This window comes from Gordonia sp. CPCC 205333 (assembly GCF_048537885.1).
Taxonomy (GTDB): domain Bacteria; phylum Actinomycetota; class Actinomycetes; order Mycobacteriales; family Mycobacteriaceae; genus Gordonia.
Genome location: NZ_JBCLVI010000002.1, coordinates 159,776 through 171,257, shown reverse-complemented (window position 1 = coordinate 171,257; position 11,482 = coordinate 159,776). Strand labels below are relative to the sequence as shown.

At 63.0% G+C, this 11,482-nt stretch carries 13 protein-coding genes and 1 riboswitch; of the genes, 2 read left to right on the top strand and 11 right to left on the bottom strand.

The window, feature by feature from the left end; translation table 11 throughout:
- Positions 1-12: 12 nt before the first annotated feature.
- Genes AAFP29_RS06385 through AAFP29_RS06375 form a run of 3 tightly spaced genes read right to left on the bottom strand, consistent with a single transcriptional unit; the run spans position 13 to position 3,917 of the window.
- A complete protein-coding gene (locus AAFP29_RS06385; protein WP_419216517.1) occupies positions 13-2,088 on the bottom strand; it encodes a prolyl oligopeptidase family serine peptidase in 2,076 nt (691 codons plus the stop codon).
- Positions 2,089-2,132: 44 nt separating this feature from the next.
- Entirely contained in the window at positions 2,133-3,341 is a 1,209-nt protein-coding gene (locus AAFP29_RS06380) for an NADH:flavin oxidoreductase (protein ID WP_419216515.1), read from the bottom strand.
- Positions 3,342-3,368: 27 nt separating this feature from the next.
- Positions 3,369-3,917, bottom strand: coding sequence for a TetR/AcrR family transcriptional regulator (locus AAFP29_RS06375; protein ID WP_419216514.1), 549 nt, complete (start codon positions 3,915-3,917; stop codon positions 3,369-3,371).
- Between the two features lie 127 nt (positions 3,918-4,044).
- Between AAFP29_RS06375 and lpdA the strand changes: the two genes are divergently transcribed.
- Both lpdA and AAFP29_RS06365 read left to right on the top strand, forming a co-directional pair.
- Entirely contained in the window at positions 4,045-5,454 is a 1,410-nt protein-coding gene (gene lpdA, locus AAFP29_RS06370; protein ID WP_419216513.1) for a dihydrolipoyl dehydrogenase, read from the top strand.
- 5 nt (positions 5,455-5,459) lie between these two features.
- Positions 5,460-6,332 carry a DNA-3-methyladenine glycosylase family protein gene (locus tag AAFP29_RS06365; protein ID WP_419217221.1) on the top strand — a complete coding sequence of 291 codons (873 nt, stop codon included), beginning with the start codon at positions 5,460-5,462 and terminating at the stop codon, positions 6,330-6,332.
- Between the two features lie 3 nt (positions 6,333-6,335).
- Here the strand turns inward: AAFP29_RS06365 and AAFP29_RS06360 are convergent, their stop codons facing one another.
- The 8 genes from AAFP29_RS06360 to AAFP29_RS06325 form a co-directional block, all read right to left on the bottom strand.
- Complete coding sequence (locus AAFP29_RS06360) at positions 6,336-6,650, bottom strand: DMT family transporter (protein WP_419216512.1); 315 nt, start codon at positions 6,648-6,650, stop codon at positions 6,336-6,338.
- A gap of 9 nt (positions 6,651-6,659) precedes the next feature.
- Positions 6,660-6,726, bottom strand: a riboswitch (guanidine-III (ykkC-III) riboswitch).
- A 20-nt stretch (positions 6,727-6,746) separates the two neighbouring features.
- Complete coding sequence (locus tag AAFP29_RS06355) at positions 6,747-7,418, bottom strand: rhomboid-like protein (RefSeq protein WP_419216511.1); 672 nt, start codon at positions 7,416-7,418, stop codon at positions 6,747-6,749.
- 44 nt (positions 7,419-7,462) lie between these two features.
- On the bottom strand, positions 7,463-8,263 hold the full coding sequence (locus AAFP29_RS06350; protein ID WP_419216510.1) for an ABC transporter permease: 801 nt from the start codon (positions 8,261-8,263) through the stop codon (positions 7,463-7,465).
- Between the two features lie 14 nt (positions 8,264-8,277).
- Positions 8,278-9,003, bottom strand: a complete 726-nt coding sequence (locus tag AAFP29_RS06345; RefSeq protein WP_419216509.1) for an ABC transporter ATP-binding protein — start codon at positions 9,001-9,003, stop codon at positions 8,278-8,280.
- A gap of 9 nt (positions 9,004-9,012) precedes the next feature.
- Positions 9,013-9,501, bottom strand: a complete 489-nt coding sequence (locus tag AAFP29_RS06340; RefSeq protein WP_419216508.1) for a hypothetical protein — start codon at positions 9,499-9,501, stop codon at positions 9,013-9,015.
- A 90-nt stretch (positions 9,502-9,591) separates the two neighbouring features.
- A complete protein-coding gene (locus AAFP29_RS06335) occupies positions 9,592-10,257 on the bottom strand; it encodes a transcriptional regulator (protein WP_419216507.1) in 666 nt (221 codons plus the stop codon).
- Between the two features lie 32 nt (positions 10,258-10,289).
- Positions 10,290-10,640: an XRE family transcriptional regulator gene (locus AAFP29_RS06330; RefSeq protein WP_419216506.1), complete on the bottom strand. Its 351-nt coding sequence runs from the start codon at positions 10,638-10,640 to the stop codon at positions 10,290-10,292.
- Positions 10,641-10,644: 4 nt separating this feature from the next.
- Positions 10,645-11,451 (bottom strand): methyltransferase domain-containing protein, encoded by an 807-nt coding sequence (locus tag AAFP29_RS06325; protein ID WP_419216505.1) that lies wholly within the window; start codon positions 11,449-11,451, stop codon positions 10,645-10,647.
- Between the last annotated feature and the right edge of the window lie 31 nt (positions 11,452-11,482).

Genomic DNA, 11,482 nt, shown 5'->3' with positions numbered 1-11,482 from the left:
GACTACCCAGGTCTATTTGGTAGATGTCAAAGTCTCCCAAAGAAATTCGTAGGCCAATGCAGACATGAAGGCGGACTGCTTATTGTCGGCCGCCCCGCCGTGCCCGCCTTCGATATTTTCGTAGTAGTGCGGCCGGTGGCCGGTCTCCTCGAGGCGTGCGACGAGTTTGCGGGCATGGCCCGGGTGGACCCGGTCGTCTCGGGTGGAGGTGGTCACCAAGATCTCCGGGTACTCGGCGTCGGCGGAGATGTTTTGATACGGCGAGAATGGCCGGATGAACTCCCATTCCTCGGGGTTGTCGGGGTCGCCGTACTCAGCCATCCACGACGCGCCAGCGAGTAGCTTGTGATAGCGCCGCATGTCGATCAGTGGCACCTGACATACTAGTGCGCCGAACAACTCGGGATAGCGCGTCAACATCACGCCCATCAGTAGCCCGCCATTCGAACCGCCTTGTGCACCAAGCTGTTCCACCGTCGTTACGCCATCGCGGACGAGTTCTGAGGCCACCGCCGCGAAGTCCTCGTAGACCTTATGCCGCCCGGCTTTCACTGCTTGAGTGTGCCACTCGGGGCCGTATTCGCCGCCGCCGCGGATGTTCGCGATCACGTACGTTCCGCCGCGCTGAACCCAGCTACGACCCGATACCGCCGAATAGCCCGGTACCAAGGCATTTTCGAAGCCGCCGTAGCCGTAGAGCAGTGTTGGACCGGATTCGATGTCCCCTCGGCGCACGACGAAATAGGGCACCGACGTGCCGTCGGCCGAGGTTGCGAAGCGCTGGTCGACGGTGACGCCGGAGGCGTCGTATTGGGCGGGCGCCTGCTTAAGCGGTGTGATCGAACCTGCCGAGGTGTCGCCGTGAAGCAGCGTCGAGGGTAGCGTAAAAGTGCTTGCGTTCAAGAAGATCTCATCGCTCACGTCGGGATCGACACCGAGCACCGACACGGTTGCGAGGTCAGGTACGCCGGCCAACTCCACCGGCCGCCAGTCGCCGAGTGTGCGAATCTCGAGTTGCGTCCGTACGTCGTGCAGCGTGGTGAGGATCAGATGCGAACGAGTGAACGAGAAGTCGGCAAGGCTCGTATGCGCGTCAGGGGTGAAAAGTACTGTGCCGTCGCGCTTTCCGTCGAGGAATTCGGCGTAGTCGAATACCAGCAGGGTGCCGGTCGGATAGGTGATATCGGCGAGTTCCCATGGCGACCGGGCGAGCACGAATAGCCAATTCAGGCGAATGGAAGCAGCCGCGTCGGTCGGTACGTCGACGAGAATCTTCTCGTTGCCACGGATCTCGTACAACTCGGAATTGTAGAAATCTGTTGCGCGGGAGGCGAAGTGGCGCTCATATCCGGGAGTATCGTCGAAACTCGCATTGGCGGCGACATCGGTGGTCTCTCCGATGAATACGATCGGAGCATCAGCCAGCGGTGTGCCGCGTACCCATTGCTTGACGATCCGGGGGTACCCGGAGTCGGTCAGCGAACTCGTGCCGTCGGGCTGTTCACCGAAATCGGTGCCGACGTAGATTGTGTCGGCGTCGATCCAACTGACGCGAGACTTGTTCTCCGGCAAGGCATATCCGCCGTCCGCTGGGTCGACCCAGGTCCTGGTGACCAAGTCGAACTCGCGGATCACGGTTGCGTCTGCGCCGCCGCGAGACAGGGAGACCAGTGCGTGTCGGTATTGTTCGTCGGGATTTTCGCCGGGTGTCAGCGTCGACCGCAATACGGTGCCGCCGTGCCAGACCCAATTCTCGTCCTCGGTACGACCAAGCTCGTCGACGTCGATGATGACATCCCAGTGCGGAGCGTCGGTCTCGTATGACTCCAAAGTCGTTCGTCGCCAGAGACCTTTGGGGTTCTCGGCATCACGCCAGAAGTTGTAAAGATACGCGCCGCGCCGAGCCGCGTAGGGAATTCGGTCGTCTGAGTCGAGGATCGCAAGCGTCTGATCTTGGAGTTCGGAGAAGCGGGCTGATCCGGTCAGAGCATCGACGGTCGGCTCGTTATGCGCGCGAACCCAGGCGAGCGCTTCGTCGCCGGTAACGTCTTCGAGCCAGAGGTACGGATCATTGTCTGTGTCAGTCACCTGATCGAGGTTAGTCGTTCGGCATACCGAGCGGTGCGATGAAATTACGCCGATGCCAACGGATCGGAGACCTCGCCGGTGCGGATCGGACAGCGCGTCTTGCTGTAGATGGTTGGCATACATAGATTGCAATGCGTGCATTTGGAGTGTGCGGTGGGGTCGACGGCGAGTAGATGCGGCAGGTCCGGTTCGCGTAGTAGTGCGCGGCCCATCGCGACGAAGTCGAAGCCGTCGCTTAGTGCCATATCGATGGTCGCTCGATCGGTGATGCCGCCGAGCAGGATCAGCGGCAGGTCGACAGCTTGTCGTAGTTGTCTGGCCAGCGGAAGCAGATAGGCGTCGCGGTACGGGTAGTGCTTGAGGAATACCGGTCCGGCCACCTTGAGTCCGGCCTTGAGTGCTCCGGAGAATGCGGCGGCGAACTCCTTGCGCGGAGCCCGACCGTGGAACAAATACATTGGGTTGAGCAGTGAACTGCCGGCAGTCGGTTCGATGGCGTCGAGATGGCCGTCGCCTTCGAGGAGCTGAGCGATCTGACACGCCTCGTCGATCTGAAGTCCGCCTGGCGCACCGTCGTACAGGCCGAGTTTGGCCCAGATCGCCACTTCGCTGCCGACCTCGGCGCGCACCGCCTCGAGTACCTCCCGTGCGAAGCGCGCCCGATTGACGAGCGAACCGCCGTAGGCGTCGCGACGTCGATTGAGGAGCGGCGAGAAGAAGCTGCTGAGCAAATAGTTATGACCGCAATGGATTTCGAGACCATCGAAACCGGAATCTACGGCGATCCGTGCGGCTTTCGCGAAGGTCCTGGTCAATTCCCTTATCTCGGTCGGTGTCACCTTGTGCGTCAACGACATTCCCATCGGGGCGGGTATTCGGCTGGGCCCCAATGCCTTACGGTGGTTCGACGCTGAATTGGCAACGGCGCCTGCGTGTCCGAGTTGAGCAGCTGCCTTGGCTCCCTCGTCGTGAATCGCCTCGGTCAATCGCGCCAGACCGGCCGCCTCCTCGGGCCGCATCCAGATCTGGTGCCGATCGGTACGCCCTTCGGGCGCGATCGCACAGTAGGCCACGGTGCTCATGCCGACACCTCCTGCCGCGACCTCGCGATGGAATTCGACCAACTCGTCGGTGACTACCGCGTCCGGCGTCATGCCCTCGAAGGTTGCGCATTTGATCAATCGGTTGCGCAGGGTGATCGGGCCGAGGTCGGCGGGCGCGAACGGGTCGGGTAACGGTGTGCGAGGTGTCATCGGGGCTCCGGTGGCTGGGGGAGATCGCTAGGGTGCGCCGAGACCGGCGATGACGAATTCGCGGAGCGCGGTGACGGCATCGTCGGGCAGCGGCGTATCGGTACGGCTGAAAGTTCGCATGATGAGGTCGAAAGCCAGCGCCCACCGGCGCCGGGCGAGGGGGCGGTCGATATGAGGAAGCAGTGCACTCCAGGTATCCAGGGAGAACCATCGACCGTGCCAACTGGACTGGTTGGCGTCGTCGACGACTCTGGCGAGCAGGCGCAGATGCAGCCGGCCGAGCGGATCGGCGTGTACCCGCAGGAACGGGGTGAGGATGGCATCGACGACGTCGGCGACGTCGGCGCTGTCCGACAGGGCGTCGAGCGGCTGAGCCCAGTGCGGGGCGAGTCGCTCGTTCAGCAGGGCCGCGACGAGATCTTCTTTGGTGCCGAAGTGGTAGTGGACGGCTGCGACGTTGGCGTCAGCGCTCGCGCAGATTGACCGGACCGAGACCGATTCGTATGGTGCCATCGCCAATAGCGACTCGGCGCAGTCGAGGAGCCGATCGCGAGTACTGGCTGTGGTCTGGGTCATACCCACATCAAACCATATTCCAATCAGTGATTGAAACAGTGTTTGATAGGGTGTGGCGATAGCTCGGTTACCGGCGGGTATGGGAGGCCCGCTGCACCGCTCGCGCGCGCGGACTAGGCTGGCGATCGTGTCAGAACACTTCGAAACAGTTGTCCTTGGTGCAGGTCCAGGTGGGTACGTTGCCGCGATCCGGGCGGCCCAGCTGGGTCAGAAAACCGCAGTCATCGAAGAGAAGTACTGGGGAGGTGTCTGTCTCAACGTCGGCTGTATTCCGTCAAAGGCGTTGCTGCGCAACGCCGAACTGGCGCATATCTTCAATCATCAGGCAGCCACCTTCGGCATGTCGGGGGATGTGAGCTTCGATTTCGGAGCCGCCTTCGACCGCAGCCGGAAGGTCTCCGACGGCATCGTCAAGGGTGTCCACTTCCTGATGAAGAAGAACAAGATCACCGAAATCGACGGGTATGGCGTATTCCGCGATGCCAAGACGATAGTGGTTCGCGGCGGAGCCGCCTCTGATGCCTCCGACCGAGAGATCACCTTCGACAACGTCATCATCGATACCGGCTCCACCGTCAAACTGCTGCCCGGTGTGGAACTGTCCGACAATGTCGTGACCTACGAGACCCAGATCCTGACCCGCGAGCTGCCGTCATCGATCGTCATCGTCGGCGCGGGCGCCATCGGCATGGAGTTCGGCTACGTGCTGGCCAACTACGGTGTTGACGTCACCATCATCGAGTTCCTCGACCGGGTACTGCCCAACGAGGACAAGGACATTTCCAAGGAGATCGCCAAGCAGTACAAGAAGCTCGGCGTGAAGGTGCTGACCTCTACCAAGGTGCAGACCGTCACCGACAACGGGTCGTCGGTCACCGTCACCTACGCCGACGCGAAGGATCAGCCGGGTGAGATCACCGTCGACAAGGTCCTCATGTCGGTAGGTTTCGCTCCCCGCGTCGACGGGTTCGGCTTGGAGACGACGGGCGTCGCGCTGACCGAGCGTGGCGCGATCGCGATCGATGATTACATGCGTACCAATATCGACGGCATCTACGCCATCGGCGACGTCACCGCCAAACTGCAGCTGGCGCATGTTGCCGAGGCGCAGGGCGTCGTCGCAGCGGAGACCATCTCCGGTGCCGAGACGATGACACTGGGCGACTACCGGATGATGCCGCGGGCGACCTTCTGTCAGCCCCAGGTTGCCTCCTTCGGGCTCACCGAGGAGCAGGCGAAGGCCGAGGGGTACGACGTCAAGGTGTCGACCTTCCCGTTCTCCGCGAATGGCAAGGCGCAGGGGCTCGCCGAGACGTCGGGCTTTGTCAAGCTCATCACCTACGGCGAGAATAACGAGCTTATCGGCGGACACCTCGTGGGCGACAACGTGTCCGAGATGTTGCCCGAGCTGACCCTCGCCCAAAAATGGGACCTCACCGCAAATGAGCTGGCGCGCAACGTACATACCCACCCGACGATGTCGGAGGCGCTGCAGGAAACCTTCCACGGTGCCATCGGGCATATGATCAACCTGTAGTCACTCTGACTCCGAAGATCCGAGACTGGACGCCGCCGTGGCCGCTGAATATCGCGGCCACGGTCGGCGTCCATCGTCGTGGTAGCGGTGATCCGGCCTTTCGGTTCGATGCCGGCGGGGCGGTCTGTCGGGCCAGTTCTACACCGGATGGTGCTGGCGCGGTGCGTATTACGGCGACCCGCGGTGTGGTGTCAGCGACGGCATGGGGACCGGGTGCCGACTGGTTGCTGGAGCAGTTGCCGGATTTTCTTGGCGCACAAGACGAACCGGGTGAACTGAAGCCCGGCAATCCGATCGTCGATGAGCTGGTGCGGCGTGCGGTGGGCTTTCGGCTTGGGCGGACCGAACGTGTTTGGGAGGCTTTGGTTCCCGCGATTCTCGAGCAGAAAGTGGTCGGTGCCGAAGCGTGGCGTGCGTGGCGGCATCTGGTGCGCAAATTCGGTCAACCGGCACCGGGGATCGACAATCTCTGGGTGCCGCCGACCCGCGCGGCGTGGCTCGACATCCCCAGCTGGGAATGGCATCGGAGCGGCGCGGAGCCGGTTCGCATGCGGACCATTCGTGGCGCGGCGACGATTGATGTGGAACGGCATGCTGATCGGCTCACCGTGCTGCGCGGCGTCGGCGCGTGGACCGAAGCGGAAACGCGGTCCAGAGCCCTCGGCGATCCCGATGCGGTGTCCGTCGGGGACTACCACATACCGAATGTTGTCGGGAACGCGCTCATCGGTGAACGCATCGACGATGCGCGTATGTTGGAATTGCTGGAACCCTTTGCCGGACAGCGTAATCGGGTGATCCGACTGATCGAGCTGGTTGGGCCGCGGCCGGAACGCCGGGGGCCCCGGATGTCGGTGCGGGATTACCGTCGGCTGTGAGATTTAGTGCAGCGCTTTGAGTCCGACCACACACCCAACGATGCCGAGAATGAATACGATCTTCAGCCACGACGCTGACTCGTCGCCGGTGACCATCGCATAGGTGACCGTAAGTGCGGCACCGATACCAACCCACACCGCGTAGGCAGTGCCAGTAGGCAGGGTGCGCATCGCGTAGGCGAGCCCGGCCATCGACGCCACGAGTGCGACGCCGAAGATGATGGACGGAGCGAGTCGAGTGAAGCCATCAGATTTACCGAGTGCGGTTGCCCAAACTGCTTCCAGCACACCGGAGATGACGAGAATAATCCAAGCCATAACAGAACTCCTGCACCGTCTTTTCGCTGGCCGGGTACGGTGCGCTCGTCCGGGTGTCATCGCGACATGGCTAACCTAGCACGGTGATGTCATCGGTCAAGGCCTTGGTGATGAGCCTCTCCACCTTGCCATTGGATTCCATTGGTCGGCCATCTTGCTCCGTGCGAGTGGGTAGCACGCCAGTCCGATCAGCACCGATGAAAAGTGGCCTAGCGCAGTGAAAGTCGGCGAAATCAACAACGGTACGCCGTAGCACGCTACAACTCCGGCGAGATAGCCCCACCGCCACGGTCGAGCGATGCGGAAGGTCAGCACCGCGATAATCGCGGCGAGGAAATAGCTGACGCCGACATCCTGGGTGTTGCGCATGGAGTCGTCGGCGACATCGTGCGCGATCGCGAGGGCCAGCGTCCCCTCGCTGAGGAGGGTGGCGAGAATGTGGCCAGCGAAACCGATGGCCAGCCAACGCCGCCAGCCCAGCCATCGTTCGGCCGGGGCGAGAAAGATCGCGAATGCGACTGCGTAGGGCAGCCAATAGGCCGCGCCTCCGCCGCCGTCGAGCCAGAACAGACTGAGAACGATGACTCGAAATGGATTCGACGTCAGATGGTCGATATTGGTCGAGCGGTTGGCGAGCACCGTATCGAGAGCACCGGGCGAGAGGAGGTGCTGGACGATCGTGGTGGCGAGCAGGATGGCAAGCCAGCAGAAAGTCAGCGGGGAGCGACGCAGGTATGTCCAGATTCGCTGGCCAACGTCGGTGTACACGGGAATGATTCTCCATCTGCGCCGCCGCCGATGGCTACTTGAGGCTAGTGACGGCCCCGTCGGATCCGGATAAGACCGACACTGAAGACCGCCGCCGAAACGGCCAGGAAGTAGGCCAGTCCACTGGTCTTCGACCACGGTGCGGTAAACGCCAGTTCTTGACCGGTGGCATATACGGCGTTGAGGAACGGCATATAGCCCTGCATGTCATAGCCATTGGGGGCCAAGCTGATCGCTGTCTCGACCACGTACATCCAACCCAGGAGAAGCGCGACCGAACCGGCCGGATTCCGAATCAACGCGGCAATGCCGATACCGAATCCGCACGCACCGAAAGCATAGAGCGGAACAGTCCAGACGAACCGCGCCCCGCTGGCCGATGCGAGGTCGACACCGCCGTAGACCTGGGGAAATGCGGCCGGAAGGACCAGCATCGTCACGACGACCAGTGCGGCCGACACCACGGCCATGATGGAGCCGTAGTAGAGCCATCGCGCGATGGGCGGGGTCACCGAATCTGGAGACGAGAATCGTTCGATATCCATCGAGGTGTCGCGAGACGCGGTGGCTTGCGCGTAGGTCGCGATGATCGCGCCGATGGTCACCGCGAATGTGATCACCCAGTACACCGAGTTCGTGGTGCCGACCGACGTCACTTGGATAGTTGCCGTATCGGCGCTATTGGCGCCGATGGTCGCGAACCGTTCACTCACGATGGCGACCGCCAGGGTGACCGCCACCGACGTCGCGATCGCCAGCGGCACGCCGATCAGCCACACAATGCTGCGACCTCCGCCAGTGCGGATCGCTTCGGCGTGGACCGCATCGATGAGGCGATTCCCCACGTCGCGTCGAAACCTCACGCGGCTACCGTTCGCGTACGTGCCAGGTAGGCGTCTTCGAGATCCGCCGCGGAACCGACGAAGTCGGCGAGTGTGGCATCGGCGGCAACCGTGCCCTCATCGAGCAGGATGATCCGATCAGCCGTGCGGGCAACCTCGTCGAGTAGATGTGATGCGACGACCACCGCGCGACCCTGCGTCGCCAAGTCGGTGAGAAGTGTTCGCATCCAATGGATTCCGGCGATGTCGAGGCCGTTGAGCGGTTCGTCGAACAGTAGTACCGGCGGATCGGCGAGTAACGCCGCGGCGATGCCGATCCGCTGACTCATGCCCAGCGAAAAGCCACTGAGTTTGCGATCGGCAGATCCGGTCATGCTGACGGTGTCTAAGACATCATCGACGCGGCGGCGCGGGACGCCCGCGGCTGCGGCCCGCCAGCGAAGGTAACGCCGCGCTGTGTGCCCTGCGGGAAACCGATTGGCGCCCAAATGTATTCCGATCTGGCGCGCGCGGTCGGGGAGTGTTGTCACCGCATGGCCGCGGAATGTCACCTGACCACTTGTCGGAGCGGACAGGCCGCAGATGCAGCGCAGCAGCGTCGACTTACCCGCGCCGTTGAGCCCGAGCAGATAGGTCAATTCACCGCCGGGCAGGCGGAGCGAGACGTCGTGCAGTGCACTGACTCCGGACGCTCTGCCTGTCCCGGCACGAAAATCCTTGTGCAGGTTGACGATATCGATCACAAACAGTCGCTAGCTGTTGCAGTAGATATTGAGGCCGACCGTCTTGACGCCCCGGCATAGCGAGCTGGCCGCGAGCTTCCAGTTGCCGTCGAGTCGCTTGAATTCGATGGTCATCCTGATGGTCGGCCGGCCGGCCGAGCCGCTGTTCAGCGTCGCGGTGACGGAGTTGCCCTTTTGGACGAGGGGGCCGGTGACTTCATTCCACCCGCGCGGGGCGCGGAAGAGGCCGAGTTGATACACCGTGCGCGGCACCACGACCGAGTTCATCCCGCCTTCGACATTCGCCGCCTTGGCTTGATCGGACGCGGGTGTCTCCACCAGGAATTCGACGATGTCGTTGAGGTCGCCGAGTGATGGGTTGGCTGCGGTCACCTTGAAATTGGCCGGGAAGGACTTCGCCTGTGCGGGTGTGGTGATCAGCGCGGTGCCTGCGACGGCGATGACGAGCGCGCAGAACAGGAGTATGCCGCGGCGGATGGCGGTGAGTGGATGAGTCATAGTCGGACGTCCCTTCGGGTGGATACACCGCAGGAAGCCGGTGTAATAAAAAGGACGCTACTCATTTTAATTATGAAAGGCAACCCTTAGTCAGTGCGTAGCGGGGTGGGTTGAATCACTCCTGGCATACTCGGCCAGGCGCACAGTGATCTCGCAGTTGCCGCCGGCCGGATCGGGGCGCACGGTCACCGCGTATTGCGACCCGAGGGTGGCTGAGGCCGAGGAAAGTGCTTCTTCGATAACCCCGCGTGCGACACCGTGGGCTATCTCGGGATGATCGGCACCGAGTTCTTTCAGTGGACATGAGCAGATCTGCAGTTCATGGGAACCGAACGCGCTGGTTGTCGACCGCACCTGGAATCCGAGCCCGGCCAGCGCGTCGGCGACAACCGTCACCGGATCGGGGACCGGAGTCGGCGGTGGTGGTGCCGGGTGCCGGGCCGCCCACAGCTGGCCGGCCTCGGCCGCGCGCTGTTCACGGGCTCCGGCCGTTGCGCCGAGCCGCCCCAGGAGCAGGCTAAGCAATTCGCCGGTCGGTGCCGTGGCGACTGCTACGTAGCCAAGACGGGGGCGGCCGACCGAAGCCGACGGCAGCTGTGTCGTGGTGGCCTCGCCGGTGTTGATCAGGTTGTTCAGATGAAAGCGGGCAGTGGTGACGTGGACGCCCAGCCTGTCCGCGACGCCGCCTGCGTCGAGCGGTGCGCCTGCGGCGCGCAGGATTTGCAGCGCCGCACCGCGCGGATCGGATGTCGACATCTGCTTCCCTTCGTTATGTCCCGGTACGGCCCCTACGCCTCCGTGGAGTTGAGGACGAGCAACGTGACCGCTGCGGCCTCCTGCGCGAACAACTCGTGGCGCACATTCGCCGCGATGTGCACGGCGCGACCGGCAGTCACCGTGATGGCCGTCCCGGCAATGGTCACCTCGACTTTACCGTGTTGTCCCACGATGAGAATCGGCTGTGCCGCTTGGTGATCGGGCATACGCTGGCCCCCGGTGAAGGCGATCCGGATGACGGTGGCGCCGTCGATGCGCGCCTCGACCTTGACCAGGGGGCGATCGGATCGGGGGCCGTCGGCGACCGCGTCCAGGTCGCCCAGTTCGGTCCATTCGACGACACCGGTGGTACGGGGGGCCACCGAACTACTCCTCCGATTGTGGCCGCTTGCGAACCACCAACTCGATGGCGGCCAAGTTGGCGCGGTACTTGCGGAACGTTGATCGCATCTGCAGGACGCGGGCGCGCGACTCGCCGTCGCGGATGACATTGCCGATGAAGCGCAGTGCTCCGCCGATGCCTTCGTCGGCGATGATGCGGCGCGGTTGTAGCAGTGCCATCGGGGCGAAGCGCACCTGCGTGACCTCAAAACCGTTCGCGGTGAACAGTTCACGCCACTCGGTTTCGGTCAGTGGGCGAGCGTTGACCTTGATCGATCGGGCGAGTGCGCGCTGCAATTCGGTCTTGTCTTCGGCCGGCAGGGTGTCGGGGTGAATTGCGAGCTCGTGTACCGCGTAGTGGCCGCCGTCGCGCAGTACTCGATGCGCCTCGGCCACGATGGTGCCCTTGCCTCGAGCGGATTGCATAGTCAGCATCGCCTCACCGATGGCGATGTCGACCGAGGCGTCGGGAAGTCCGGTGGCCGATGCGTCCGCCTCCACGACCTCGCCGGCGTCGCCGATGATCGACTTGGTGAGTGCGACTGCCGCATCGTCGGATTCGACTCCGACATAACTGCCGGGATCGCGACCGAGGATTTCGGTTGCCGTCCGGCCGAGTCCGGGGGCGATTTCCAGTACGTCGGCACCGGTGATGGGTAGATCGTTCAGCATGCGTTCGGAGAGTTCGGCTCCGCCGGGACGCAGTACGCGCTTGCCGAGCCGGGCCAGCAGCCAGTGGCCAGGCATATCCGCCGGTGTTCGCTCGGCGTACGGGAGTTCAGTTGAGTCCATTGATGGTATCGCCTCTCTATTTAGAGCAATT

Bases quoted from the DNA above. Each gene is read 5' to 3' on its own strand.
- AAFP29_RS06360 (WP_419216512.1), bottom strand. From the start codon at position 6,650: ATGGCTTGGATTATTCTCGTCATCTCCGGTGTGCTGGAAGCAGTTTGG.
- AAFP29_RS06335 (WP_419216507.1), bottom strand. From the start codon at position 10,257: ATGTCGACATCCGATCCGCGCGGTGCGGCGCTGCAAATCCTGCGCGCC.
- AAFP29_RS06325 (WP_419216505.1), bottom strand. From the start codon at position 11,451: ATGGACTCAACTGAACTCCCGTACGCCGAGCGAACACCGGCGGATATG.
- AAFP29_RS06375 (WP_419216514.1), bottom strand. From the start codon at position 3,917: ATGACCCAGACCACAGCCAGTACTCGCGATCGGCTCCTCGACTGCGCC.
- AAFP29_RS06380 (WP_419216515.1), bottom strand. From the start codon at position 3,341: ATGACACCTCGCACACCGTTACCCGACCCGTTCGCGCCCGCCGACCTC.
- AAFP29_RS06340 (WP_419216508.1), bottom strand. From the start codon at position 9,501: ATGACTCATCCACTCACCGCCATCCGCCGCGGCATACTCCTGTTCTGC.